The sequence below is a fragment of the Planifilum fulgidum genome (genome assembly GCF_900113175.1).
Classification (GTDB): domain Bacteria; phylum Bacillota; class Bacilli; order Thermoactinomycetales; family DSM-44946; genus Planifilum; species Planifilum fulgidum.
The window spans coordinates 1-26,726 of record NZ_FOOK01000013.1; the positions used below are offsets into that span (position 1 = coordinate 1).

A 26,726-nucleotide genomic window follows, 5' to 3' on the forward strand; every position below is an offset into this window, starting at 1 on the left:
GCCGCGGGCCCATCCGCAAGTGGCAGCTTGACGCCGCCTTTCCACTCCGGATCATGCGATCCGGAGTCTTATCCGGTATTAGCCCCGGTTTCCCGGAGTTATCCCGGTCTTGCGGGCAGGTTACCCACGTGTTACTCACCCGTTCGCCGCTGGGTCTTAAAGGGCAAGCCCTTCAAGACCCCGCACGACTTGCATGTATTAGGCACGCCGCCAGCGTTCGTCCTGAGCCAGGATCAAACTCTCCTGGAAAGTTTGATATGACTCAAAGGAACCACGGGTCCTTTTCGCTCTTCAGTTTTCAAGGAACGCCTTCTTTTTTTGTTCCGCCGCCTCTCGCGGCGACGGATTTTATCTTATCACGGCTTGCGCCGTTTGTCAACCACTTTTTTCGGAGGTTTTTGCTGGAATCCCTCCGGGCTCTTTTTTTGAGCCGAAACATCAATTACTTTATCACGGAATCAAGGCGCCGTCAACCCGGAAATGATCGCCAATTTTTTGGAGACCGGCACCCCTTCTCCCCGGGACGTGCCCTCCCTGTACTCGGAAATCCACTCCCGCTCCAGCTGCTCCATCGTCTTTCCCAACACCTTCTTGAAGGCCGCCCGGGTCCGGCGGTTCAATTCGGGAATCTTGTCGGCGCTGCCCCGGTCGATCGTGGGATACTTGCGGAGAACGGCAAACACTTCTCCCATCTTCTCCTCCCCGTACCGCTCGATGAGAAACCGGAACAGGGCGGCGCTTTGGGCGTAGTATTGGGAAGCCTCCTTGACGGGCAATTTCTCGAGCTGAAGGGATTCCAAGACCGCGAAGCGCCAGGGGCGGTCGATCCTTTGTTCGTCCGATGCGCTAAAGAGCCCCGGAAGCAACCGGGACTGGTAATACTCCGCGGCGCCTTCCTGCAACCAATACGCGGCGTTGTCCCCGGTCCGTTCGCTCACCATCTTGTGGGTCACCTCGTGAACCAAACCCGAGGCGAAGCTTTCTTCCCAATCCTCCATCTGGAGGGCGCCCACAAATTTGATCGCCTGTCCCGCCTCGTTCCAACCGGCCGCCCACTCCGGCAGGGAGAGCTTCACCGACTGCCGGAACAGTTCCGGGTGGTGGTACAGCTTCACCTCGACGGCCTCCGCCGGCACCCACGAGTATTTTTCATGAAACGCGTCGACGGCGCGGCCGACAATGTCCAATGCGACGGCCGCCTGCCTTTTCAACCGGGGATCCGTGTAAAAGACGATCACATCCCCCGCAGCCATCCGCTCGAAAGCGAGATCCGAATCCTTCCAGCCCTGCTCCGTTCTTTCAAAGCGGAGAAAATACTTTACGGAATACGTCTTGCCGTCCTTGCGATAACTCTGCTTGATCCGGGCGCGGAGCCGAAACGGGCGCTCGGGCGAAACCGACTCCACTTCCATCCGGAAGGAACCGGGATCGATATACCGGACGGCGTCCTCAAACCAGCGCTTCTGCTCCCGCAAGTAGGTCCGGCGCTCAGGGTGAATCACCCGCAAAAACCGTTTTTGATTTCCGCTGTTGACGGCCGCTTCCTTTTCCTTGACCAGTTTCCGGACGGCATCCGCCGGCTTCGGACACGCGGGGGATGCCTCCGCCGGAGACATGGCAACCGACAAAATCAGCAGCACCAAAAGGGAGAGCAATGCACGTTTCATGAGCAAACCCGCCCTTCGCACAGCCAAAACAGATCCGCTTTCCCGCCTCGGACGCATTTTTCCATTAATACTAATGTGCGACAAGGAGAGGATGATCATACGCCGCAACCAAAAAGGCGGAGCCTCCATGCTCCGCCTTTCATTTAAGGATTTGAAGGGGATATGAATCAAATGGCCCCCAGAAATGCAAACCGGGTGATGAACAGCACCGCCAGAACGTACATGATGGGGTGCACCTGGCGCCACTTTCCGGCGAAGATCTTGCCGATCGGATACAGGATGAAGCCGACGGCGATCCCGGTGGCAATGCTGAAGGACATCGGCATCATCAGAACCGTCAAAAACGCGGGCACCGCTTCGGACAGGTCCTTCCAATCGATCTCCCGCAAGCTGCCGGCCATCAGCACGCCGACGATGATCAGCGCGGGCGAGGTGATGGCCGCCACGGAAGCGAAGGACTCCACCAAGGGGAAGAAGAAGAGGGCGATCAGGAACCAGCCGGCGGTCGTCACGGCGGTGAGACCCGTTCTGCCCCCGGCGGCAACCCCCGCCGACGATTCGATGTAGGAAGTGACCGTGGAGGTGCCCAGGGCCGCCCCGGAAATGGTCGCCAGGGAATCGGCCATCAGAGCCCGGCCGGCCCGCGGCAGCTTGTTGTCCTTCAACAGCCCGGCCTGACTGCTGACCCCGACGAGGGTGCCGGCGGTGTCAAACAGATCGACGAACAAGAAGGCAAAAATCACGGTGAACAGTCCGATATCCAGCGCGCCGGCGATATCCATCTTCAAAAAAGTGGGTGCCAGGCTGGGAGGAGCGGAGAAAATCCCCTTCGGCGCCGCCACGACCCCGGAAACCACGCCGACGACGGCCGTCACCAGCATGCCGAGCAGAACGGCCCCCTTCACTTTGCGGATCATCAGCAGCACGGTGACGACCAAACCGAACAGGGTGAGAAGGATGTCCTTCTGAAGCAGGTCGGGATTGAGGGCGACGAAGGTGGCCTCGGAGCCGACGATGATCTGGGCGTTCTTCAGACCGATAAAGGCGATGAACAGGCCGATCCCCGCCGAGACGGCGTGTTTCATCCCCGAGGGGATGACGTTGATGATCATCTCCCGGATGCGGGTGGCGGTCAAAAGGAGAAAGATCACTCCGGAAATGAAGACCGCCCCCAGCGCCGTCTGCCACGGAACCCCCATGCCCTGCACCACGGTATAAGTGAAATAGGCGTTCAGCCCCATGCCGGGGGCCAGGGCGATCGGATAGTTGGCCAAAAGGCCCATCAGAAGCGTTCCGATCGCCGAGGCGATAGCGGTGGCGACAAACACCGCCCCGAAGTCCATTCCCCCTTCCTGCCCGAGCATGAAGGGATTGACCAACAGAATGTACGCCATCGTCAAAAAGGTGGTGGTTCCCGCCAACACTTCCCTCCGCCAATTGGTGCCCGATTCGGTCAGGCGGAACCAGCGATCCAACCCGGGCAATCCTTTGGACATTTTCGCTTCTCCTTTCCTTGTCGTTGCGATAGAAGGTTCAAAAAGCCACGGAGAGCGCCGGCCGGAAAGAGCCGGAAAGGACCGGCCTTTCCGGCCGTTTGGATCCGCTTATGCCCGAGGATGTTACTCCCACTCGATCGTCGCCGGCGGTTTGGAGGTGATGTCGTACACGACCCGGTTTACACCTTCCACCTCTCCGACAATTCGGTTGGCGATCCTCTCCAACACGTCGTAGGGAATTCGCGCCCAATCGGCGGTCATGCCGTCGACGGAAGTGACGGCCCGAATCCCCACGGTATAGGCGTAGGTTCGGGCATCCCCCATCACTCCGACGCTGCGGAAATCGGGAAGAACGGTGAAATACTGCCAAATCTCCCGGTCCAAGCCGGCCCGGGCGATCTCCTCCCGCAGGATGGCGTCCGATTCCCGGACGATGGCCAGTTTTTCTTCCGTCACCTCGCCGATCACCCGGATCCCCAAACCGGGACCGGGGAAGGGCTGTCTCCAGATGATCTCCCGGGGAAGACCCAGCTCTTCGCCGACCCGGCGCACTTCATCCTTGAACAGGGTCTTCAGGGGCTCGATCAGCTCCATCTTCATCTCTTCCGGAAGGCCGCCCACATTGTGGTGGGATTTGATCGTCTGGGCCGTCGCCGTTCCCGATTCGATGATGTCGGTATACAGGGTGCCTTGCCCGAGGAAGTGGTGTTCCCCCAGTTTTTCGGCCTCTTCTTCGAAGACGCGGATAAACTCGTTCCCGATGATTTTCCGCTTCTGTTCCGGATCGGTCACGCCGGCCAGTTTGGAGAGAAAGCGTTCCCGGGCGTCCACCTGGACCACGTTCATGCGGAAGTGATCCCGGAACGTGCGCATGACGCTTTCGGCTTCTCCCTTCCTCAGGAGGCCGTGGTCCACAAACACGCAGGTGAGCTGATCACCGACCGCCCGGTGAATCAGCGCGGCGGTGACGGAAGAATCCACACCGCCGGACAGGGCGCAAAGCACTTTCTTCTCCCCGACCCGCTCGCGGATCTCCTTCACCGCATCCTCGATAAAGGATTCCGCGGTCCAACCTCCGGCACAGCCGCATACGTCGTACAGGAACCTCCGAAGGATCTCATCCCCCTGTTCCGTGTGCTTCACCTCCGGATGAAACTGAACCGCATACAGGCCGCGGTCCGGATCACTCATGGCCGCCACGGGCGCCGACGCCGTCCTCCCGTCGACGCGAAAGCCCGGAGGCGGTTCCACCACCGCGTCGCTGTGGCTCATCCAGACCGTCAGGGAAGTGCCCAGACCTCGAAACAGCGGCGAGTCGGACACCACTTCCAGCTCCGCCTTCCCGTATTCCCGCTTGCCCGCACGGTCCACCCGGGCGCCGTAGCGGGCGCTGATCAGCTGCATCCCGTAGCAGATCCCCAGGATGGGAATTCCCAGCTCGTAGATGGCGGGATCGCAAGCGGGAGCATCCTCGGCATAAACGCTGGCGGGGCCGCCGGAGAAGACGATTCCCTTCGGCTTCATCCGGGCGAGTTCCTCCGCCGTCACATGGTAAGGGACCAGCTCGCTGTACACTCCCAAGTCCCGAATCCGCCGCGCGATCAGCTGGTTGTATTGTCCCCCGAAATCCAACACCACTACGCGTTCCGTCTGATTCTCCATCCTTCATCCCTTTCATTTGTCTATGGTTTCGATCCATCCAGGACATAGCATGCCATTTGACGGACCCCATCCGCAATCGTTTTCTTCAATGAACAAGCCGGAGCCCGTGCCGCGATACCTACGGCAATACGGGACTCCGGCCGATCGATTCCTCGGATGGTCGTATGAAGCAGATTGATGAAGGGATCATGACGTCCGGGGACCCATATGCTCGTAGTCCAGCCATTTACGGTGGCCGGGTAGAGACATTCAGGCCATATTCCTGAACATATACGAGCCAGTCCACGCAAACATCATATCAAAGCGGCCAAAGAAGGGTCAAGCGAGGGAAACTTTTGCTAGTCTCCACCGGCGATGACGCACTGCCTTCATCACGGCTGCTCCGGATTCTGCTCGCCTTTGCCATCCTGGTCCCATTGGCTGACGGGATCCTGAATGTATTGATCAGCGTGTATGCCTTCCTGGTGTTCGACATGGGAAACACCGGCACCGGCATCCTTTACGGGGCGCTGGGTACGGGCTTGATGCTGGGTGGAGCACTGGCTCAGCGGCTGTCGAAAAACCTCCGGAAAACCATTGCCGCCGCCCTTTTTGCAGAAGGCTTTTGCCAGATGCCGGCCAGCCAATCAACGGCATTCCCGATCGCCGCCTTTCTGTTCGTCCTGGTGGCAACGGCCGCCGGCATCGGCAACGCCTGCACCGATACCCTCATCATGCGCGCAGTGCCGTCAGACCGTCTGGGACGGGTGTACGGCTTCCTCTCCTCTCTGCAAAAACGGTGTGTTCGGAGCGGCCCTGATGGGAACAGGCGCACTGCTAAACTGGATTTCCCCGCGCACCCTCGGGCTGGCTGGAGGTGCCTTTTTCGCAGCGACAGCCCTGATCGCCGGCACCATGCTGGCAAGGAGCCCATCTGTGGAAGAAAAGGGAAAAGCGCAAGAAGCGGACGCGGTAGAAACCTGGAAAAAGCCGGGTGTATCCTGATTCAAAACGCGACGAGGCCGGTTCAAGCGCCCCGACAGGCGCCGCACCCGGCCTCGTTTGTCACATTTGAAAGCGGTTTTCCCTTTGCCCGGTTGAGGAACACAACGGTATTATCGGTTCGCGAACTCGGGATTGTGGAACCTCTTTTCTCCTTTCAGGCCCTTAGCTGAAAACACTGCACCCCGTTCAGGCAAGTTCCTGTCATTGGCGATATTGTGGGTCAACGTGGTGACCAAAACGCCCATGTTGTACAGATTTTCCTTGGACAGCTTGTCCACCGTGTCCCCATCGGTGTGGTAGTTGGGATCCGGGCCGTAATTCAGGAAGGCCACGGGGATTCCCGCCGCTTCAAAGGGCGCGTGATCGCTGCGGTCGGAAACGGTGCGCCGGTAGGGATGGCCGTATGCCCGGATATATTCCTCCGCCAGATCGGCCACGAAGGATTCGGCCCCCTCTTCCGCCGTCATGACTCCCATGGTGTCGCCGACACCCACCATATCCATGTTGATCATGGCGGCGATATCGGCGATCTCCCGGGGATCCAGGGATTCCACGTAATGGGTGGAGCCCACCAATCCCGCCTCTTCAGCTCCGAAGAAGATCACCTTCACATCATGGAACATCGGTTTTTTGGACAACACCCGGGCCAGTTCCAACAGCGTTGCGGTCCCCGAGGCGTTGTCGTTGGCGGCGGGAGTATCCACTCCGTCATAATGGGCCCCCACCACAATCGTCTTCCGCTCTTTGAAAGGACCTCCCTTTTTGCCGGGGATCGTTCCGATCACGTTTTGGGAATGGCTGTTTTCCATCACCGTGTCCACTTTCATGGTCACGATCACTTTTTCCCCTTGCTCCAGAAGTTCCTTCAGGGCTTCACCCTCCACATCGCTCAGAGACACCGCGGGAATGTCCGTCGGCTCGCTCAACGTTCCGTTGATGTTGCCGGATGTGTTGTTGAAGATGATCGCTCCGACGGCTCCGGCTTTCGCGGCATTTTGGGTTTTTTCAAAGAAGGTGTATTCGCCCCGCTTGATCAGAGCGATTTTCCCCTTCGCATCCACCTGGGCGAACTCCTCCTCGGAACCCAGTCCGGCATAGACGAGCTCCGCCCTCAAACCCTCCTCCGGCGTGGCCGGAGAATAGGACATGGTTAAGCTGTCCAGGCTCTTCGGCTCGGGCTCCACGACCTGCACTTCGGAACCGCGGTCCAGAAAGGCGAGGAAGGGAAAGACCTGCCGCTCCACTTTCAATCCGTATTTCTTCAATTCCTGTTCGATGTAGTCGGCCGCCCGGCGTTCCCCCTCAAATCCGGCGATCCTCGCATCATCCCTGTCGGCCAATTTGGCCGCGTGCTGGTAGATGCGCTCCGCGTTCACTTTTTTCGAAAACTCCTGAGTATGTAACGGCACCGACGGCACGGCGTACGCCGTGGAAGCAAGCGCCAATAAGGCAATCAAGACCAAGGTCCCGACCATCCGAAAGCGTCTGAACATGAGGCTCCCTCCGAATTATTAAAATTTTACCCGTTTTAATTCTATGGAATCATTTTTTTCTTTGTCAACTGTAAAACAATTTTGGGAGCCCCCCAACATCGGAAATATCCCTTTTCCTGCTTTCGATGGATGATCGGCGGTCGCATCCCGTCCCGGCGGCGACGTCACACCCTCCCATGGGCGCCGACGAAGGCGTTTAACCATTTTTGTCATTCATGGGGTACCCACCCATCCCCATTGACCGGCCTCGCATAGGATTTAAGGTGACAACACTGAAGGAGGTGTTGTGTGTGAGCGGTTATGGCTACGGCGGTTACGGCATCGGCCTCCGTCGGCTGTTGATCTTCCTGCTGGTGATCGCAACGATCTTCGTCTTCGCCGGAGTTGGCTTCGGTTACTGAGAATCATACGCCCGCATGAAGTCCATTGGGTCACCCGTCGGGCAAACTCGATTTTTCCCATCTACAGCCGTTCCGGCACCCCTCCTCCAGACGCGAGCATTTCCTTGTGCGAAAACCCTGTGAATCACACGGTGCAACTCCCTTCACAACCTCGCCGAAGGGGATGACCCCTTCGGCTCATTTTTTCGGGCAAGCCAAGACCCCCTTCCCGTCGATGCCGGATTCGGGCGACTTTCCTCCCCCTTGCCGTGAAAGACCTTTTTGAAGTAAAATAAATTTGACCTTTCAGAATTGTATTGGCGCGGACCGCGCCCGTTTTTATCGCGGTTGGTGCAATCGGTTTCACAAAAGGGGGCTAAATTGAGTGATCAAGCGAATAAAAACAATGATGTCCGTCGTGACAACGATTGCACTTTCCATCTCCCTGCTGCCGGCATTCGGGAAAAATCCAACCGCCGCGGCGGAAGGGTTGGACGACAATATCCACTGGAACGAGCTGAAGCATGACACCCGCGACCCGCTCTTCCGACATCCCTTCGGCGCCGTTCCGGCCGGAGAAGCGGTTCGTCTCCGGATGCAGACCAAGGCCGGGGATGTGGAGTCCGTAAAGCTGATTCTGTGGGACGACTTGAAAAAAAAGCAATCCGTCCATCCGATGACGCCGGTCGGCACCTCCCCGGACGGTCTGTTGGAATATTGGGAGACGACGGTCTCATCGGACCGGCCCACGGTGTTCTGGTACCACTTTGAACTCCAGGACGGCAGCCGCATCGTCCGTTACGGGGACCAGCCCGAGCAGGACGGAGGCATCGGCGAGCCCACCGACGGCCATCCGCACGACTTTCAGCTGACGGTTTACGACCGGGATTTCCGGACCCCCGACTGGTTCAAGCTGGGAATCACCTATCAGATTTTCCCGGACCGCTTTTACGACGGCGATCCCTCCAACAACCGCGCCGCCGACGGCCGGGGCAGCCGGGGGGATGCGCCCATCGAACACCGAAAGTGGGGACAGCTGCCGGACAATCCCGATCTGTCGGACCTTCCCGGCTATGACGGGGACGGTATCTGGAGCAACGACTTCTACGGCGGAGACCTGGCCGGCATCCGAAAGAAGCTGGACTATCTGGAATCCCTCGGCGTCAAGACCCTCTATCTCAACCCCATCTTCGAGGCGACCAGCAACCACAAATACGACACGGCGGACTACGAGCGGATCGACCGGATGTTCGGGACGAAGGAAGAATTTGAACTCCTGGCCCGGGAGGCGAAAAAACGGGGCATGCACATCGTTCTCGACGGGGTGTTCAACCATGTGGGGGACGACAGCAAATATTTCGACCGGTACGGCAAATGGAGCGACCCCGAGAATCGTCCCGAGGAGATCGGCGCCTGGTGGGCCTGGAAGCTGAAAAAGGAGGGGAAGTGGAAGGAGCACTACGCCTCCCCCTGGGAGTCCTGGTTCCACATCAATGACGACGGTTCCTACGAGGGGTGGTGGGGATACGACAGCCTGCCGGTGATCCGGGCGCCGGAGGGAAGCGAGCTGAATGTGAAGAGTTTCGCCGACTTCATCATCCGAAACGACAATTCCATCACCCGCCGCTGGATCCGGGCGGGGGCGAGCGGTTGGCGGCTGGATGTGGCCCCGGAAGTGGCCCGCGATTTCTGGCAAGCCCTGCGCGCCCATCTGAAGGGAGATCAGCGGGGGGACCTGAACCCGCCCAACGGCGAACCGATCCTGATCACGGAAAACTGGAACGACGCCACCTACGACCTTTTGGGAGACACTTTCGACTCGACGATGAACTACCGATTCCGCAACGCGGTGATCGCGTTCATGCTGGACGAGCCCTTCGACGACACGGATGTCCGGCACCGCCCGATCGACGCCGCGGAACTGGATAACCGTCTGATGGATATCTACGAATCATACCCCCGGGAAGCCTTTTACGCGATGATGAACCTGATGGGCTCCCACGACACGATGCGAATGATGAAGGTGTACGGCGATGTGGAGAAGGACCATCCGCTCACCCCCGCCGAGCAGAAGGGATGGTCCGACGAGCGGGTGGCCGAAGCCAACCGCCTGGCCCGTCAGCGGGTCAAGCTGACCGCCCTGCTCCAGATGACCTATCCGGGCTCGCCGACCATCTACTACGGGGACGAGGCGGGATTGACCGGATTTGACGATCCCGACGACCGGCGCACATATCCCTGGGACAATCCCGACACGGACCTGCTGGAACACTACCGGCGGCTGGCGAGAATCCGCCAGCAGCATCCGGTCCTCATCACCGGCGACCTGACCACCCTGCACGCCGAAGGGGACACTTACGTCTTCGGCCGCAAAATCACCGGCGGCAAAGACGCCCTGGGCAACAGCGAATACATCGTCAACTACGAAACCGGGGAAAAGCGGAAAGTGACGGACGGCGCCGCCGTGATCGCCATCAGCAAATCGGGGGGCGTCCGGGAAGTGGAAGTCGGATCCTTCATCCGGGACGGGGTTCTGTTTCGGGACGTGTGGAACGACCGGGAATACCGGGTGGAGGGCGGCAAGCTGCGGATCGAGCTGCAGCCGATGGACGGAGCCATTCTGATCGCCGCGCCGGGGCAGGATCTCACTCCCCCGCCGGAGGTGGAGCGGATCCGGGCCACGGGCAAGGACGGACAGGTGCACCTGACCTGGCATCCGGTCCGGGATGCGAAGCGCTATGAAATCCTGCGCAGCCCGATCGACGGGGGATACGAGGTCAAGGTGGGGGAATCGAAGGGCGCCTCCTTCACCGACCGGACGGTAAAAAACGGACAACGCTACCACTACCGCATCATCGCCGTCGACGCCGCCGGCAACCGGAGCGAGTCCGGAGCCGCCGTTTCGGCGGTTCCCCATGCGCCGATCCAGTCGGCGGTCAACCGGACGCCGAAATCGGATGATCATGTCATCGGCTTCGAAAGGGAAATCACCGCAATCGGTCAAGTGACCGTCACAGGGGTGACCGGCCGGGACCGGCCCAGCCCCCAGGTCCTGGCGGAGGTGGGCTTCAAACACGAACGGGACAAAGCGTTCACTTGGCAAACCGCCCGGTTCGACCGGTCCGTGAATAAGGCGGATCAGTACACGGCGACCTTCCCCCCCGACCGGCCGGGAACCTGGAAGGTGGTTTTCCGCTTCTCCACCAGCCTGGGGGAAAAGTGGACAGAAACGCCCGTCGTGCGCGTCACCGCAGTTCCCTCCGACGACCGGGAAGCGCCGCCGGCCCCCGTTCTGCACCAGCCGCACCAGCAGTCCCGGCAGGTGGCGCTGAAGTGGGATCCGGTAAAGGCCGATGACCTGGCCTTCTACGAGGTGGAGCGTCAGACGGTGACCGAGGGAAGGAGGGGCGAATGGCAGCGAATCGCGAGAGTCGGCGCCGATCAGACCGCCTACACCGACACCACCGTGGAAAACGGAACCACCTACCGCTACCGGGTGCTCGCCGTGGACACCTCCTTCAACCGGAGCGAAAGCAATCCGGTCCAGGTGACGCCGAAGGAAACGCCGGTGCGGGTCACCTTCCGGGTGAAGGTGCCCGAATACACCGGAACCGACCACCCGGTCCGCCTCGCGGGCACCTTTCCGCAGGCCGAGTGGAACCCGGGTGCCGAAGAGCTCAAAATGGCCCATGTGGGCGACAACACATGGGAAAAGTCGCTGGAATTGATGGAAGGGACCCGGATCGAATACAAATACGCCCGGGGCAGCTGGGACCGGGTCGAAAAGGGGGAATACGGCGAGGAACTGCCCAACCGGACCCTCGTCGTGAAAAGCGAAGGGGACGGCCGAATGCTCGTCACCGACGAAGTGAAGCGTTGGCGGGACATTCCCCTCCACATCTACGAACCGGCCGACGGCACCCGGACCGGTCAGGCGCGCATCCTCCTCCGGGGAGACACCTACAGGGAGGCGGAGCTGACGGTCAACGGGGAGACACGGATTCACGAGGGCGGTCCCTTTGAACGATCCATCCCCCTCTCCGCCGGTGAAAACGCGATCGTCGTCCGCGTCGCCCCCGCCGACCCCGACGGACGCGGCCTCGATCCGGGACAGGTCGCCGAACTGACCACAGAGGTGCGCATCCGGGTCATCCGGGAATAGAGTTCGGAAGCGATAAAATACACCTGAAATCCGAAAAAACGGAAACAGCCGGAAAGGGGTGTGTCACTGAGCCCTTTGTCATGAGGCGAAACGAAGCGGCACACCCCCTCCGGATGAAACAACCTGGCGACGGGGGAAGCTCTCCCGCCCACCACCGGCGGCCAGCGACATTTTCTCCGATGGAACGCCGGATCATCGGTTTGAGCGTCCGGCGATTTCCACATTGCGGTGGTTTTTTTGTTTAAAAAATGGTTTGCATGATTCGCGATACGGGCCGTCATCGGGCGCCGATGCCGCGGCCCTCCATCTGACGCATCAGGTATTTCGCCGCCCGGATTCCCGCCACGTAAGCCAAACCGCCGGCAATAAGCGCGCTGATCCAATTGAAACTGAACACAACGCCGACCAACACCGCCGGGATCAGCGGAATGCAAAATCCCCAAAAGAAGCGCGAACTTCCGAACACAAACGCCTGACCGTTTTTCTCCAGCGGACTTTTTTCAAACAGCCGGAGGGCAAGCACTCCCAGCACCAGAAAAGCGGCGAAGAGGGCGGCCACATGACCCGTGTGGACACGGTCAACGGCATAGTTGGACAGATAGAAGAAAAGGTAAATATATTCAAGCCCATCCCGGATCCGCCCCAAAGCGGAATCCGGAAGGCCCATGGGCACCCCGAAAAATCCAATTGCATCCGCAAGCAACCAGTGAAGCTGAGAACAGAGAAGTCCCGCCCCCAAAGAGGCCACCCAATTTCCCGTGACAGCGGCAATCAAAAAGCCGAGGGAATAGAGGCTCAGCAAGTACGAAACGCAGTAAGCGAACCAGAACAGGGCCTCCGTCCAGGTATATCCCACCGATTCAACCAGCCGCATCCCCAGGACGAACAGCAGGTTGACCGTCATCATCCCGATGATGGACACCGCGCCGAAGAAAAACTTGGTCACGGCAATCTCCCGCCGGCTGACCGGTGCCGCCGCCAAAAACTCCAGCGTGTTGGGGGTCCGCTCCCGGACGATCAACAGAATCCCCCACAACCACACGGCGACGGGAGCCAATGGAAACAGCGGGCTGAAGCCCACGGCACTGCCCGACTCGGTAACTATCAACCCCTTGACCGCCCCAGCGACCTCGAAGGACCACGCATTCTCAAAACCGAACAGGGCCAACCATTGCCTGTCCACTTCGAGGATGCCCATCATCCCGCCGAATACCGTTTGCAACCACTCCAACATCGCCTCAATGACCGGTGTAAAAATCACAAACAGAAAGAGGACCGCCAGCAGCCACCGGTTTTGCCGCCATTCCTTCCACAAAAGCCCCTTATTCAGCGGAAACAGCCCCATCCTTCATCCCCTCCTTCTCCACGGTTCGGATGAACCACTCCTCCAGGCCGAGGCTCACCGTTTCCACATAAACCGGCCGGTGAGCCTTGACCGCCTCCAGGACCGTGTCAAACCCGTTTCCGACCGTGAGCGTATACACCCTTCCCTGGCTCTCCACATGCAGAATTTCCGGCATCCTCCGAACCGCTTCCGGCAGCCCCTCCGGAAAGACCGCCTGGATTTTGCGGGCTTCCTTTCTCAAGTCCTCCACCGTGCGGGTCAGCAGACACCTCCCCTTTTTCATGACGGCCACGTGATCGGCGATCCGCTCCAGATCCTCCAGCTGGTGGGTGGAGATCAGCACCGTCGTCCCGTGCTCGGCCACCTCCTCCAGCACCAACCCCAGCATCTGATGCTTCACCACCGGGTCCAGTCCGCCCGCCGGTTCGTCCAGGATCAACAGGCGCGGCCGGACCGACAGGGCGATGGCCAAGGCAAGCCGCGTTTTCATCCCCTTGGAGAGGGACAGGATCCACCGGTTCCGGGGAAGCTGAAACCGCTCCAGCAGCTCCTCGCATCGCTTCCAATCCCAGTGGCGGTACAGGCGGGAGCACAACTGAAGCATCTCCTCCACGCGGAAAGACGGGTACAAAACCGGCTCATCCGGCACGTAGCCCACCTGCTGGCGGACCTCCCCGCTTCCCTCGAAACAGTCTCTTCCCAGGATGCGGACCGTTCCGGCCGTCGGCCGCAGAATGCCCATCAGCGTGCGTATCAGCGTCGTCTTCCCCGCCCCGTTGGGACCCACCAGACCGAACACGGCTCCTTCCGGAACGGTCAAATCCACCCCGTCCAAGGCGGTGACTCCATCAAAGATCTTGGTCAGCCCCTGCGTCTCAATCGCTAACCGGCTCATCCGATCATCCCCTCCTCTCCCGGTACCACTCGCGGATGATCTCCTCCACCATCGCCAACACTTCCTCCTCTTCCATCTGCATGTAGTAAGCCTCCACCAGCACCTTCTCCAGCATTTCTCTCATTCTTCTTTTCTTCTCCTCCCGGTCGATGCTTCTCGCTTGGACCTCTGCGATAAAGCTCCCCCGCCCGCGGAGGGTTTCGATGATCCCCTCCCGTTCCAACTCCTGGTACGCCTTGGCGATCGTGTTGGGGTTGATGGCGATTCGGCCGGCCAGCTCCCGGACCGACGGGAGTTTATCCCCCGGGGCGAGAATTCCCCGTGCCACCGCCTTCTTCACTCCGTCCACCAGCTGCTGATAGATGGGCACGTCGGAACGCGGATTCACGTCAAACCACAAGAGACTCACCTCCGTCGCACACCCTTAACAAACACGTCAGGAAGCCGGAGGAGACGCGAGATGTCTCACGGCGAAAATTCGCCACAGTCGCATCCCCTCCAACGGTCCCATCGAAAAACGCTCATCGGAAAGCGATTTTCATCAGTGATTCAGCACATCTCTTCGCGTAAAGGTCAGAAAGGCGGGAATCATCGCGAGAAGCGTCCAGCATCCCAGCACGATCCATCCGGTGGAGAGGGACAAATCCGCCTGCAACTCCGCGGCCAAGCGTCCCGTCCAGTTGTTCAACAGATTGAGGTGAACGGTATACAGCCAGAAAATTTTTCCGCTGTTCACCGTTTGATACAGGATTTCACCGAGGATGATCATGGCGAAAGCGACGGCGGTGCTGATCATCGAATACCGGAACAGGACGGAACAGAGAAAGACCAAGGTCGCCACCGCAATCATCGCCAGGGCGAGAAACAGGCCGCCGCTCAAGATGTACGCGAACATGGGCACGATCGCCGCGCGGTCATAATGGGGAATGCTCACCGTGTGCGGTTCCGCCGAAGAATCCGGTGAATCCACTTTTTCAAAGGTGTACGCGACATTCACGATCTTCGGCTGATCCCAGCCGTCCATGCCGTACAACGCGGCGTTCACCCCGAACATCAGCGCAAAAATGATGAACGTCAGAAGCACGGTGGCCAAAACGCTGACCACCCATTTTCCGCACAGGATCTTCGCCCGGGAAACGGGGCGGATCAGCAGGAGCCTGATCGTTCCGGCGGTGGTTTCACCGGAAACGATATCGGCGACAAGGATCACGACCAGCATCGGCAAGAAAACCCGGGAAATGAGGTGGATCAGATCATCCATTTCCTGATAGGCTGTCTTCTTCCAACGGGGGGTGGGAGGAACACCGTTTTCCAGATGGTACTTCAGTTCCATCAGGCGACCCTGTGCCATCGCCTCCCCCGCTTTGTCTCCGACTTTAGCCGCCTCCTTCATTTGCCGTTCCGTCTGGGCAATCCAATCCCGCACGACGGGTTGCCAATCATCGGAGGCCAACCTCTGTTCCTCCTTCAGCCGCTGCTTCAAATCGGCGATCTCCTGCTTGGCGCCTGCGATTTGCTCCTCCGGATCTTCCCCCTCCCGGGAGGAGTCGGGATTTTTCAACTCTTTCTCCCACGTCTTCAATTCCTGTTCGGCCTGTTCGATCCGTAGCTGCAATTTCTCCGGCAAATCCCATTCCACCAAGTGCAAATAATTTTTATAGGAGTGCGCGCTCCAAGCGCACACCGCCAGCCCCGCCAGCAGAACGGCGATCCACAGCCGTCGGCGGCGCATCAGCTTCATCCACTCGTTGGCAACGACCCGTCCCAGCTCACGCACCGGTCTTCACCCCTTTTCGGTCCCCTGCTCCGCCCCGTCCCCGGTAAGCTCCATGTAAAACTCCTCCAGGGGGACGGCTCAGCCGAATAAATGTCCACCCCGTTCAACACCAACAGGCGGATCAGCTCCTGAACCCGACTTTCAGGGGCAAAGACACGAATCGACTGTTCGCCGGCCGCTTCAGCGCGCCATCCGTTCTGCTCGAGAAGGGCGAGCGCCGTCTCCGGACGGCTTGCACGGATCAAAATCGAGGAATCGCCGCGTTTGAGAAGCTCGGTGACGGACTTTTCCGTCACGATTCGGCCGTTCTTGATGATGGCCACCCGGTCGCACATCTGTTGGATTTCGCCCAAAAGGTGGCTGGAAACGAACACGGCGATGCCGGTGGAAGCGACTTTTCGCACAAGGCCGCGAAATTCGCGCATGCCGGCTGGATCGAGGCCGTTGGTCGGTTCATCGAGAACCAGCAGGCCGGGATTGCCGATCAGCGCCTGGGCCAGACCGAGCCGTTGCCGCATGCCCAGGGAGTAGGTTTTTACCTTGTCGTCGATCCGCTCTTCGAGCCCGACCAGTTCCGCAAGCTCACCGATCCGCTGCCGCATTTCACGCCGGCCGACTCCCGCCAGGCGCGCGTAATGAATCAGGTTTTGTCTCCCGGTCAGATAGGGGTAGGTCTCCGGGTTTTCCACGATCGCCCCCACGTGACGAAGCGCTTCGGCGCGCTCCTTCTGAACGTCACAGCCCTTGATGCGTATCCTTCCGCTGCTCGGCTTCGCCAGGCAGACAATCATGCGGATCGTCGTGGTCTTCCCCGCGCCGTTCGGCCCCAGAAATCCGAACACTTCGCCCTTTTTCACCGATAGGCTGAGGTTTGACACCACCTGTCGGGAACCGATGACCTTGGACACGTTCTCCAGCGTCAATACCTCCAATAATATCTCCTCCAATCCCTTAAGCGGCAGCCCCTTTCACGGCGGTCCGAAGCTGGCTCTCCTCGCCGGCAGGTGTTTGGTTTGTATTATGTGTACTATTTTAGATAGTACACTTAAAAGATACCAATTCCCTGTTTCTCCGTCAAGTCTGACCGCCTGATCACGAAGCCGGACAACATGGCCGATTTTCGCCCCGCACGTGCATAGCCGAAAAAAAGAAAAACCCCCGCGAAAACGCGGGGGAAGGGTTGGAGGTGCCGATATGCCGATGGAAAGGCGGAATTACATCATGTCCATGCCGCCGCCCATGCCGGAACCGTCTTTCTTCTCTTCTTCCGGTTTGTCGGCGACGACCGCTTCCGTGGTCAGGAACATCGCCGCAACGGAAGCCGCGTTTTGCAGGGCGGAACGGGTCACTTTCGCCGGATCGACAATACCCGCTTTGATCATGTCGACCCACTCGCCGGTCAGAGCGTTGTAACCGACGCCCACTTCTTCTTTCTTCAGGCGCTCCACAACCACGGAACCTTCCTGTCCGGCGTTGTAGGCGATTTGACGCACCGGCTCTTCCAAGGCGCGCTTGATGATATTCACACCCGTCTTTTCGTCGCCGGTCGCTTCGACGGCTTCCACCGCGCGAATCACGTTGACGAGGGCGGTGCCGCCACCGGCAACGATTCCTTCTTCCACAGCGGCCCGGGTGGAGTTGAGGGCGTCTTCGATGCGGAGTTTTTTCTCCTTCAACTCGGTTTCGGTCGCAGCGCCCACTTTGATGACCGCTACGCCGCCGGCCAGTTTCGCCAAGCGCTCTTGCAGTTTCTCCTTGTCGAATTCGGAAGTGGTTTCTTCAAGCTGCTGACGGATTTGGTTGATGCGGGCCTCGATATCTCCCTTGTCGCCGTAGCCGTCCACGATGATGGTTTCCTCTTTGCGCACGCGGACTTGGCGGGCGCGACCCAGAGCGTCGATGCCGACGGTCTTGAGGTCCAGACCCAGCTCCTCGGTGATCACTTGACCGCCGGTGAGGATGGCGATATCCTGCAACATCGCTTTGCGGCGATCGCCGAAGCCCGGAGCCTTCACGGCGACGGAGGTGAAGGTGCCCTTCAGTTTGTTCACCACCAGCGTGGCCAGGGCTTCCCCTTCCATGTCTTCGGCGATGATCAGGAGCGGTTTGCCCTGTTGCACCACTTTTTCGAGGATCGGCAGGATTTCCTGAATGTTGCTGAGCTTTTTATCGGTGATCAGGATGTAGGGCTCTTCCAGCACCGCTTCCATTTTCTCGGAATCGGTGATCATGTAGGGGGAGATGTAGCCGCGGTCGAACTGCATCCCTTCGACCACTTCCAGCTCGGTGGTGAACCCTTTGGATTCCTCGACGGTGATGACGCCGTCATTGCCCACCTTTTCCATCGCTTCGGCGATCAACTGGCCGATTTCCTCATCGTTCGCGGAAATGGCCGCCACCTGGGCGATGGACTCTTTGCCTTCGATCGGCTTGGCGATTTTCTTGATCTCTTCGACGGCCGCATTCACCGCCTTTTCAATCCCCTTGCGCAGCACCATCGGGTTGGCTCCGGCGGCCACGTTTTTCAAACCTTCGCGGATGATGGCCTGGGCCAACACGGTAGCGGTCGTGGTTCCGTCCCCGGCCACATCGTTGGTTTTGGTGGCCACTTCCTTGACCAACTGGGCGCCCATGTTTTCAAAGGGATCTTCCAGTTCGATTTCCTTGGCGATGGTCACCCCGTCATTGGTGATCAAGGGGGAACCGAATTTCTTTTCCAAGACGACGTTGCGGCCCTTGGGACCCAAGGTCACTTTCACGGCATTGGCCAGAGCATCCACGCCACGCAGCATCGAACGACGTGCATCTTCGCTGAACTTGATCTCCTTCGCCATGTCCTCGTCCCCTTTCTTATGTAGGGTTATTGGTTAATGAAACTGCAGACGGCATCGCCGGATCACTGCTCGACGATCGCCAACACGTCACTTTCCCGCAGGATGAGGTATTCCTTGTCGCCCACTTTCACTTCCGTGCCCGCATATTTGGAGAAGATGACGCGATCGCCCACTTTCACTTCCAATTCGATTTTCTGACCGTTTTCCCAACGGCCGGTACCGACGGCGACCACACGTCCTTCCTGCGGTTTTTCCTTCGCCGTATCGGGAAGAACGATCCCGCTAGCAGTCTTTTCTTCCTTCTCGATCGCTTCCAGCACGATACGATCACCCAACGGCTTGATCGTCACTGGAGACCCTCCTTTTCCGCAAGAGGTAGATAAATCTTCGCAAACGCGTTGTTAGCACTCATCAACGATGAGTGCTAACACTAATTATAATAATATGCATGTGCCGCCCAATTTGCAAGTCCCGGGGGGAATTTTTTTCGGGAGCGCCTGCCGGGCAATCATACAAAAGCAGTATCTCCCGAGTCAGAGAAAAATAAACTTTGGACATCCCCTGCAGGTCCTTCGCCGCATCCTATGATTCTTCCAACCAGGCCCTCTCCCTCGCTTCATCTTCCTTTTGAATCCGCCGGTGGAGCCAGGTGCAGAGCAGCAGGCTGATTTCATACAGGAGAATGAGGGGAATGGACACCAGAATGTTGGAAACCAGATCCGGGGGGGTAATGACGGCCGCGAGAACCACCATGCCCAAATAAGCCATCCGGCGCCCCTTCCGGAGCGGTTCCGGCCGGAGAATCCGCAGGCGGGTCAAAAGCATGACCACCAAAGGCAGCTCGAAGAAAAGGGCCAGGGGAAAGACGATGTTGAACATGAAGCCGAAGTACCGATAGATTCCAAAAGTTTCCGTGGTTCCGAGCGCATCGGACAAGCCCGTCATGAAGCGGAGGAGATAGGGAAAGATCACATAGAACCCGAACAAAAGACCCAGGCAAAACATGATTGCCGCAAAGGGAATGTAGGTGAGGGTGATCCTTTGTTCGGCTTTCGTCAAACCCGGCTTAACGAAGGCCCACACCTGGTAGAGGGCGAAGGGCAGGGTGATGGCCGCCGAAATGACAAAGGCGAACATCATGTAGACGCGGAGGGGTTCCGACGGCGAAAACACATGCATCGTCACGTTCGACGGCATTTGCTGTTTCAACCAATGGACAAAATCGGCGGCAAAGACAAAGCCGACCACCAAACCGAAAACGAAGACGACAATGATCCAGATCAGCCGCCGCCGCAGTTCGCCGAGGTGCTCTGTCACCGGTTGAATCTTATCGTCCATGGCGCAATCATCCCTTACGGCAATTGTCACAGATGCGGCACCCGCCTGGCGGGTGCCGCCCGATTTGATCAGGCCGGACAATCAAGCCGGCCGAAAGGCGTCTAGCTTTTGTGCGCCTCATCCATCTCCTTCGCGGTTTCGGTTTCCGCTTCCGTTTCCTCATCCGGAAACTTCTTCAGGAAATAGATCAGCGTCTGCAGTTCCGTGGTCAAGTCGATGTGGTGGATCCGGACCTTGGGGGGCACGTTGAGCCGTGCCGGCGTGAAGTTGAGAATTCCGCGGATGCCCGCCTCGACGATCTGCTGCGCCGTCGCCTGGGCAACGCTGGCAGGCACGGTCAAAATGGCCACTTCCACATTGTGCAATTCGGTCACTTCCTTGAAGCGGTCCATGGACAAGACCGGAATGCCGTCCACTTCGGTGCCGATTTTCGCCGGATCGTTGTCAAAACCGGCGACGATCTTGGTGTTGTGACTGCGGTAGAAGTTGTAGCGCAGCAGGGCCGTCCCCAGGTTGCCGACGCCCACCAACACCACATTGGTCACTTCGTCCACCCGCAGAAAACTCCGCAGGAACTGAAGCAGGTAATTGACATTATATCCGTAGCCTTTCTTGCCCAACTCGCCCAAATAGGAAAAGTCGCGTCGAATGGTGGCCGGATCGATTTGCAAGGCTTCACTGAGCTGGGCGGAGGAAACGCGCTTTTTTCCGATCGCGTGCAGTTTTTCCAGATACCGATAATACAACGGCAATCGCTTGGCGGTGACATGAGGGATTTTTTGATCTTCCATCGCACGCCTCCATTCGACGGTCCCTATGACCGCTTGATTTTCTATTCAAATGTCCGCCGATTTCAAGGGCTTTATCGGTGGCGTCCGGATTGTCCTTCCATCTGTTATTTCCTTCACAAATTCATCTTATAATGAAATCCCATTTTCCGACAAGTTGGTCACGCCGGATCAGCAGAAGTGGAGCAATCCGCCGTGCCCCAGGGTGACCACGTCTTCCCGGGTGATTTTTTCCCCGGCCAGAATGCGGGGCAGGAAGTGATCAAAGGAGGTCACCGGATCGTGAAGGACGCAACCCGGCAAACCCAAGACGGGAATCCCGCGGTAATAGGCGATCATCAGCATCGTGCCGGGCAAGATCGGCGTTCCATAGGTGACGATCTCCGCCCCCAGGGAAGCGATCGCCCCCGGCGTCCGGTCATCGGGATCGACGGACATTCCGCTGGTCACCAGAACCATGTCCACTCCCTGATCCACGAAGGCCCGGATTTGATCCCGGATCATCTCCTTGTCGTCGGTGGCGAAGGTCTGTCCCACCACCTTCGAGCCGTATTTCTCCACCTTTTCCCGGACGACCGGCCCGAAGCGGTCCCGGATCCGCCCGTGATACACCTCGCTCCCGGTGGTGACGATGCCGACCCGGTGCGGGCGGAAGGGGACCACCTCCACCACCGGCCGGCCCCGGCGCGCGGCGATATCCTCCACCTCCCGGATGGATGCTTCCGGAAAAACCAGGGGAATCACCCGGGTCGCCGCGACGGTCTGACCCTTTTCCACCGGCGTGTGGGTCCGGAGCGTCGACAGCGCCACCTGTTCCACCCGGTTGATGGCCGTGACCGCCTCCACATCGATCCGGAGCAAGCCCTGCACCTGCGCGACCAGGTTCACTTTCCCCTCCTTCGGCTCCGTCAGGGCGAGATGGGAGCCGGCCGCCGCCCGGGCAATCCGTTGCGCCGCCTCGTCCTCGTGCAGCTCTCCCTCGGCCAATTCGAGCACATATACGTGCTCCTTGCCGATCCGGAGCAGATCATCGATATCCTCCCGGCGGATCCGATGCCCTTTGCGGAACAGGGGACCCTTGTATTTCCCCGGATCGATCACCGTCAAATCGTGGGCCAGCACCAATCCCACCGCTTCGCCGACAGGAACTTCCTTCAACCGGCTTTTCATCTCCGACCCTCCCCCGCGCTCATCGATCTTCGGATCATCCGATTTATTCCCCCTGAATCCGGCGAAAAAACGGAAATTGCCGGGGAGCCGCAGGGCCGGAAGCGATGCATTCTTTTTCAAAAGAGATCTTCGCTAGAAAGAGAAAGTTCTGGACGGCGTGATCAACCCGTCCAATGGCTGATCGTGCGCTTCCGGGAAGACGGTTGGCACCACCTGAAAGGAATAGGCGACCCCGATCCGCCTGAAGGGCCCCGAATGACGGGAGAAAAAGCGATCATAATATCCGCCGCCGTATCCGAGCCGGTATCCCCGCCCGTCGAAGGCGACTCCGGGAACCACCACCAGATCGATCGCCCCGGGAGGGATTTTCGCCGACGCTTTTCCGGAGGGCTCCGGTATCCCGTAGGCCCCCGCCACCAGCGGCTCCCCCCTGCGGATGGAGAAGAAAGAGAGGGACTTCGTCCCGGGATCCGCCTTGGGAAGACCCACCCGTTTTCCCGAAGACCAGGCCTCCTCCATCGCCGGCCGGACATCCACTTCCTTCCGGAAGGGAAAGTAAAACAGGATCGTTTCCCCTTCCCGGAAGGCCGGGTGACGGACCAGCCGCTCGCAGACGGCCAGGGATTCCCGGCGCGCCTCCTCCGGGGGAAGGGATTCCCGCAGATCCAGCATGCGCCGGCGAAGCACGCGCTTTTGTTCCGACATGATCGCATCCGCCCTTTTGCCGATTCGCCCGTCATCTGCTACGATTAAGGGACAGGCGGCGCAAAGTCCCTTTCGATCAAAACAACCCCCGCAGGGGATCTTCTTCGCCAACCGCTCTTTCCGACAGGTGACGTTTTTATTTTCAATTTTACACCATCCGCCGGCACCCGGAAAATCTCCCTCCTATGAACAAACCGTGACGCCTTGCGCTTCCGGGAAAACAGACAAAGCCCATACGGGAGGAAAGACGATCATGATCCTCTTGCAAGTGAACCAAGTGTCCAAATCCTACGGAGCCCACCCCGTATTGGAAGAGGTCACCCTGCGGGTGGCGGATAAGGAACGCGTCGGATTGATCGGCGTCAACGGTTCGGGAAAATCCACCTTGCTGAAAATCATCGCTTCAAAGATCCCCCCCGACAGCGGGGAAGTGCTCATCGCCAAAAACGCCCGGATCGGTTACCTGGCCCAGGACAGCGGCCTCGATTCGGAGCGAACCGTCTGGGAAGAGGCCCTTGCGGTGTTCACCCCCCTCCGGGAGATGGAAAGGCGGCTTCGCCGGCTGGAGATGGAGATGGGCGACCCGGCATTGATGGCCGATGAAGAGCGGCACCGGCAGGTGCTGGCGCGTTATGCATCCCTGCAGGAGACCTATGAACAGGCGGGGGGATTCCAATACGAGGCGCGCATCCGCGGAGCCCTGCACGGGCTCGGCCTCTCCGACATCGATTGGCACAAAACCCCCGTGCGCGATCTCAGCGGAGGACAGAAAACCCGGCTGGCCCTGGCCAAACTCCTGCTTCGGGAACCCGACCTGCTGATGTTGGACGAACCGACCAACTACCTGGACATGGATGCCCTCGACTGGCTGGAGCAGACCCTCTCCTCCTATCCCGGGGCTTTGCTGGTGGTCTCCCACGACCGCTATTTCCTGGACCGCATCGTGGAAACCATATACGAAGTCGACCGGAGGCGCGTCACCCGATACCCGGGCAATTACTCCGACTTCGTCCGGCAGAAGGCCGAATGGGTTGCCCGCCAGGAAAAAAAGTACGCGGAGCAGCAGGCGGAAATTCGCCGGATGGAAGAGTTTATCCGGCGCAACATCGCCCGGGCCTCCACCGCCAAACGGGCCCAGAGCCGGAAAAAAGCCCTGGAGCGAATGAAGCCCGTCGAACGCCCTCCCAAAGAAGGCCCGCCCGCGGCCATCCGTTTTGACATCGCCGCCGCCAGCGGAAAGGACGTGCTGGAAGCCCGGGAACTGGCGATCGGATACGATCCGGCCTCCCCTTTGGCCTCCGGTCTCTCCTTCCGGATTGAAAGGGGGGAGCGGATCGCCCTGATCGGCCCCAACGGCACCGGCAAATCCACCCTCCTGAAGACCGTCGCCGGCCTTCTCCCGCCCTTGTCCGGCAGGATCCGTTACGGGACGGGAGTGGATCTCGATTATTACGATCAGGAACAACAGTCCTTCAATCCGGAAGCGACCGTTCTGGAAGAAGTGTGGAACGACTTCCCCTCCCTGGACCGGACGGCCGTCCGTTCCGCCCTCGGCCAGTTTTTGTTCAGCGGCGATGACGTGTTCAAAAAAGTGGCCGATCTGAGCGGCGGCGAAAAGGCCCGCCTCTCCCTCTGCAAGCGCATGTTGCGACGGGCGAATCTGCTCCTGATGGATGAGCCCACCAACCACCTGGACATGCGGAGCAAGGAGCGGCTGGAGAAAGCCCTTGCCGAATATCCGGGGACGCTCCTCTTCGTCTCCCACGACCGCTATTTCATCAACCGCCTGGCCACCAGGATATGGGAAATGACGCCGGAAGGAATCCGCTCGTATGACGGCAATTACGATGCGCTTCTGGAACAGAAAAAACGGCTGGAAGAGCGGCAGGTTTCCCCGGGAGAGGACGGCACCCCCCGGCGAAGGAGGGAACCGTCAAGGGAAGTCCGCAAAAGGGAAGAGCGCCTGCGAAAGGAGGAAGCCGCCCGGCTGGAAGCGGAAATTGAGGCGCTGGAGAAAAAAATACAGGAAATCCAGGAAGCGATGTGCCGGCCGGAGGTGCTCCGGGATCCCGAAAGGATCCGGGAGCTGAAGGGCCAGCTGGAGGAGCACGAGGAGAGGTTGGCGAAAAAAACGGATCGCTGGGTCGAGTTGGCCGAATGAGCAGCTTCCCCCCCGAAAAAAGGGAGTGCGCCGTGAGGAGCCACGGCGCACTCCCTTCGGCGATTCGGCCGCCTGTTCGCCCACGTCCCGTTTCTAATGGGGAACGGAATTGGAATCCGCCTTCTGGTCCGGATCATAGGGAATCAGCTCCAAACGGTCATCGCCGGCGACGGTCACCTGTTGAAGCTCAAAGGGACTGTCATCATAAACCCAGACATGCCTCCGGTCTTCCTGCATCACGGAGATTTGAAGCCCTTCGGGCGCGTTGGAGAGGACAACCGTCGACTCCATCCCGGGTTTCCAATCCCATCCGACGCGGGAGGCGGCGATTTCCCCTTCGCCATCTTCGTATAAACGCAGGTAACCGTCTCTGCCCCAGACCAACACCAGATTCGTCTCACCGGAGGAAAGGACCAGTTGCAGGGGATCGGACGCATCCCCCTCGGGCCGCAAAAACCGGAAGGAGAAGGGGGAGGCATTGATCCGCACCCGCGCGGAGCGCCCCATTTTCCACCGATCCCCTTGAATCAGCGCACTCCCCCGGGACAACTGCCACGGAATCTTCTCGTAGACTTTGTCGCCGTACGCGATCACCTCAGACCGAAGGAGCTTTGTTCCCTCTCCCCCCTGAAAACGGATCCGGAAATTCTTTTCCGCCGGAATGTTCCCCACGGCAACCCAGCGGCGGGTGTCATTCTTTTTCCAGATGGAGTAGCGGATCGGTTTATCGGGAATATAGGTGATCTCGAAGTTGTACACGCTTCCGTCCCGGACCGAAAGAGCCCCTTCGGAATCGACGAGCGAATACCATATTCCGGGGCTGGACATCAAAACCAATAATCGTCCCTTCTCCACGGAAAAACCGTACGAATTGCCGGATTCCCGGTTCGTCAGCATCACCGAGAAGGGCTGGCCTTTCCGGGGGACGAAGGATCCGCGGATGATGGAACCTCCCCGAATCGTCTCCGGCCACACATACTCCTGCCGCCCATCATCGAAGACAATGCCCGCCCGCTGCGTCTCATCCAACGGGGCGGTCCGCCCCTTTGCCTGCAAATCCCTCGAAAAGGTCCATATCCCGTAAGTCCCTCCGGCCAACAGCGCGAGGGAGATGGCGGCGGCCAGCATCCCCTTTTTCCGACGCATCAGCGGGCGCAAAAGGGGCCGCTTCGAGGACGGCGACGGCTCCCGTTTCATGCGGAGAAGCTCCGCTTTCACCCGATTCAAAACGTCTCTGCGCGAATATCGGGGGTCGAGAAAGTCCGCCACCAACGGGCGAAAGGGTTCGGGAATCCGGTCATGAACGGCGGCCTGTTCGGGGGCTTTCCCTTTTTCCGGAAACTCGCCCGTCAACAGAAAGAAGAGGAGTTCACGCCATTTCTCCTCCGGCGGTTCGGTATACCCCTTGATCCATAAAAAGAGAAAATAAGGTTCGCCATCCACCAGATAGACGTTGCGGGGATCACAGGTGCTTGAAAGGGGCAGGGGTTGCTTGTCCAACTCCTCCAAAGTGGACAGCAGCTTCCGGCAGATCTCCAGGGCGGGCGACGGCTTCATCGGGACTTTCCCGCCGACCAAGGTGGAGAGCGGATCCCCGCGCAGGGGCGGGTGAATCAGTTTGACCCTGCGACTCTCGAAGATCACATCCAGGATGGACGGCACGTGGCGAAGATCCAGCTTGAGGGCGGAAGCGGTCCGGGACGGAAGCGGCTTCCGCAGGGGAATCTCCTGCACATACACCACAGTTCCATCCTCCGTCTTGGCCTGAACCAGCTGATTCGAGCCGAACCGGATCACGTCCTTTACCCGATACCGCTGGTTTCCCGCAGAAAACCCGCGAATTTCCTTCACATGACCTCCCTCATTTCC

20 protein-coding genes, 1 rRNA gene and 1 riboswitch are annotated in these 26,726 nt (G+C 59.3%); of the genes, 4 read left to right on the forward strand and 17 right to left on the reverse strand.

The window, feature by feature from the left end; genetic code table 11:
* From BM063_RS08705 to guaA, 4 genes are all read right to left on the reverse strand, one after another.
* A 16S ribosomal RNA gene (locus BM063_RS08705) occupies positions 1 to 249 on the reverse strand; the annotation flags it as partial.
* A 209-nt stretch (positions 250 to 458) separates the two neighbouring features.
* The gene (locus BM063_RS08710; RefSeq protein ID WP_092037990.1) at positions 459 to 1,667 is read right to left on the reverse strand and encodes a peptidase MA family metallohydrolase; all 1,209 of its coding nucleotides are present in this window, start codon (positions 1,665 to 1,667) and stop codon (positions 459 to 461) included.
* 167 nt (positions 1,668 to 1,834) lie between these two features.
* Complete coding sequence (locus BM063_RS08715; RefSeq protein ID WP_177199068.1) at positions 1,835 to 3,142, reverse strand: NCS2 family permease; 1,308 nt, start codon at positions 3,140 to 3,142, stop codon at positions 1,835 to 1,837.
* A gap of 144 nt (positions 3,143 to 3,286) precedes the next feature.
* Positions 3,287 to 4,825, reverse strand: a complete 1,539-nt coding sequence (guaA, locus tag BM063_RS08720) for a glutamine-hydrolyzing GMP synthase (RefSeq protein ID WP_092037995.1) — start codon at positions 4,823 to 4,825, stop codon at positions 3,287 to 3,289.
* 194 nt (positions 4,826 to 5,019) lie between these two features.
* A riboswitch (purine riboswitch) is annotated at positions 5,020 to 5,121 on the reverse strand.
* A 39-nt stretch (positions 5,122 to 5,160) separates the two neighbouring features.
* On the opposite strand from guaA, the gene BM063_RS08725 reads away from it, so the two are divergent.
* Positions 5,161 to 5,979, forward strand: a complete 819-nt coding sequence (locus tag BM063_RS08725; protein ID WP_092037998.1) for an MFS transporter — start codon at positions 5,161 to 5,163, stop codon at positions 5,977 to 5,979.
* On the opposite strand, the gene BM063_RS08730 is transcribed toward BM063_RS08725, so the two are convergent.
* Positions 5,920 to 7,302 (reverse strand): M28 family peptidase, encoded by a 1,383-nt coding sequence (locus tag BM063_RS08730; protein ID WP_092038001.1) that lies wholly within the window; start codon positions 7,300 to 7,302, stop codon positions 5,920 to 5,922. The two genes, BM063_RS08725 and BM063_RS08730, sit on opposite strands and share 60 nt — an antisense overlap.
* Before the next feature lie 290 nt (positions 7,303 to 7,592).
* On the opposite strand from BM063_RS08730, the gene BM063_RS17845 reads away from it, so the two are divergent.
* Together BM063_RS17845 and BM063_RS08735 are read left to right on the forward strand one after the other, a co-directional pair.
* A complete protein-coding gene (locus tag BM063_RS17845) occupies positions 7,593 to 7,703 on the forward strand; it encodes a sporulation protein YjcZ (RefSeq protein ID WP_211295749.1) in 111 nt (36 codons plus the stop codon).
* A 397-nt stretch (positions 7,704 to 8,100) separates the two neighbouring features.
* On the forward strand, positions 8,101 to 11,844 hold the full coding sequence (locus tag BM063_RS08735; RefSeq protein ID WP_177199062.1) for an alpha amylase N-terminal ig-like domain-containing protein: 3,744 nt from the start codon (positions 8,101 to 8,103) through the stop codon (positions 11,842 to 11,844).
* Positions 11,845 to 12,121: 277 nt separating this feature from the next.
* On the opposite strand, the gene BM063_RS08740 is transcribed toward BM063_RS08735, so the two are convergent.
* The 11 genes from BM063_RS08740 to BM063_RS08790 all read right to left on the reverse strand — a co-directional run bounded on the left by BM063_RS08740 (position 12,122) and on the right by BM063_RS08790 (position 22,696).
* On the reverse strand, positions 12,122 to 13,189 hold the full coding sequence (locus BM063_RS08740; protein ID WP_092038005.1) for an ABC transporter permease subunit: 1,068 nt from the start codon (positions 13,187 to 13,189) through the stop codon (positions 12,122 to 12,124).
* The gene (locus BM063_RS08745; RefSeq protein ID WP_092038007.1) at positions 13,167 to 14,084 is read right to left on the reverse strand and encodes an ABC transporter ATP-binding protein; all 918 of its coding nucleotides are present in this window, start codon (positions 14,082 to 14,084) and stop codon (positions 13,167 to 13,169) included. The genes BM063_RS08740 and BM063_RS08745 overlap by 23 nt, the downstream gene beginning before the upstream one ends.
* Before the next feature lie 4 nt (positions 14,085 to 14,088).
* Positions 14,089 to 14,493 (reverse strand): GntR family transcriptional regulator, encoded by a 405-nt coding sequence (locus tag BM063_RS08750; protein ID WP_092038010.1) that lies wholly within the window; start codon positions 14,491 to 14,493, stop codon positions 14,089 to 14,091.
* Between the two features lie 132 nt (positions 14,494 to 14,625).
* Positions 14,626 to 15,861 (reverse strand): ABC transporter permease, encoded by a 1,236-nt coding sequence (locus BM063_RS08755; protein WP_092038013.1) that lies wholly within the window; start codon positions 15,859 to 15,861, stop codon positions 14,626 to 14,628.
* The gene (locus tag BM063_RS08760) at positions 15,822 to 16,793 is read right to left on the reverse strand and encodes an ABC transporter ATP-binding protein (protein ID WP_092038016.1); all 972 of its coding nucleotides are present in this window, start codon (positions 16,791 to 16,793) and stop codon (positions 15,822 to 15,824) included. The genes BM063_RS08755 and BM063_RS08760 overlap by 40 nt, the downstream gene beginning before the upstream one ends.
* A 282-nt stretch (positions 16,794 to 17,075) precedes the next feature.
* On the reverse strand, positions 17,076 to 18,695 hold the full coding sequence (gene groL / locus BM063_RS08765; protein ID WP_092038019.1) for a chaperonin GroEL: 1,620 nt from the start codon (positions 18,693 to 18,695) through the stop codon (positions 17,076 to 17,078).
* A 62-nt stretch (positions 18,696 to 18,757) separates the two neighbouring features.
* Entirely contained in the window at positions 18,758 to 19,039 is a 282-nt protein-coding gene (gene groES / locus BM063_RS08770) for a co-chaperone GroES (RefSeq protein WP_092038170.1), read from the reverse strand.
* 238 nt (positions 19,040 to 19,277) lie between these two features.
* The gene (tatC, locus tag BM063_RS08775) at positions 19,278 to 20,033 is read right to left on the reverse strand and encodes a twin-arginine translocase subunit TatC (protein ID WP_092038022.1); all 756 of its coding nucleotides are present in this window, start codon (positions 20,031 to 20,033) and stop codon (positions 19,278 to 19,280) included.
* Positions 20,034 to 20,134: 101 nt separating this feature from the next.
* Positions 20,135 to 20,824 (reverse strand): redox-sensing transcriptional repressor Rex, encoded by a 690-nt coding sequence (locus BM063_RS08780; RefSeq protein WP_092038025.1) that lies wholly within the window; start codon positions 20,822 to 20,824, stop codon positions 20,135 to 20,137.
* 168 nt (positions 20,825 to 20,992) lie between these two features.
* Entirely contained in the window at positions 20,993 to 21,991 is a 999-nt protein-coding gene (locus BM063_RS08785) for a molybdopterin-binding protein (protein ID WP_092038173.1), read from the reverse strand.
* A gap of 132 nt (positions 21,992 to 22,123) precedes the next feature.
* Positions 22,124 to 22,696 (reverse strand): 5-formyltetrahydrofolate cyclo-ligase, encoded by a 573-nt coding sequence (locus BM063_RS08790; protein ID WP_092038028.1) that lies wholly within the window; start codon positions 22,694 to 22,696, stop codon positions 22,124 to 22,126.
* Between the two features lie 253 nt (positions 22,697 to 22,949).
* Between BM063_RS08790 and BM063_RS08795 the strand changes: the two genes are divergently transcribed.
* Entirely contained in the window at positions 22,950 to 24,857 is a 1,908-nt protein-coding gene (locus BM063_RS08795) for an ABC-F family ATP-binding cassette domain-containing protein (protein WP_092038031.1), read from the forward strand.
* A 93-nt stretch (positions 24,858 to 24,950) separates the two neighbouring features.
* Here BM063_RS08795 and BM063_RS08800 read toward each other — a convergent pair whose 3' ends face one another.
* A complete protein-coding gene (locus BM063_RS08800) occupies positions 24,951 to 26,708 on the reverse strand; it encodes a hypothetical protein (RefSeq protein ID WP_092038034.1) in 1,758 nt (585 codons plus the stop codon).
* Positions 26,709 to 26,726 lie beyond the last annotated feature (18 nt).

Coding starts and splice junctions, on each gene's coding strand:
- BM063_RS08710 (WP_092037990.1), bottom strand. CDS start 1,667: ATGAAACGTGCATTGCTCTCCCTTTTGGTGCTGCTGATTTTGTCGGTT.
- guaA (WP_092037995.1), bottom strand. CDS start 4,825: ATGGAGAATCAGACGGAACGCGTAGTGGTGTTGGATTTCGGGGGACAA.
- BM063_RS08730 (WP_092038001.1), bottom strand. CDS start 7,302: ATGTTCAGACGCTTTCGGATGGTCGGGACCTTGGTCTTGATTGCCTTA.
- BM063_RS08740 (WP_092038005.1), bottom strand. CDS start 13,189: ATGGGGCTGTTTCCGCTGAATAAGGGGCTTTTGTGGAAGGAATGGCGG.
- BM063_RS08745 (WP_092038007.1), bottom strand. CDS start 14,084: ATGAGCCGGTTAGCGATTGAGACGCAGGGGCTGACCAAGATCTTTGAT.
- groL (WP_092038019.1), bottom strand. CDS start 18,695: ATGGCGAAGGAGATCAAGTTCAGCGAAGATGCACGTCGTTCGATGCTG.
- tatC (WP_092038022.1), bottom strand. CDS start 20,033: ATGGACGATAAGATTCAACCGGTGACAGAGCACCTCGGCGAACTGCGG.
- BM063_RS08780 (WP_092038025.1), bottom strand. CDS start 20,824: ATGGAAGATCAAAAAATCCCTCATGTCACCGCCAAGCGATTGCCGTTG.
- BM063_RS08785 (WP_092038173.1), bottom strand. CDS start 21,991: ATGAAAAGCCGGTTGAAGGAAGTTCCTGTCGGCGAAGCGGTGGGATTG.
- BM063_RS08790 (WP_092038028.1), bottom strand. CDS start 22,696: ATGTCGGAACAAAAGCGCGTGCTTCGCCGGCGCATGCTGGATCTGCGG.
- BM063_RS08795 (WP_092038031.1), top strand. CDS start 22,950: ATGATCCTCTTGCAAGTGAACCAAGTGTCCAAATCCTACGGAGCCCAC.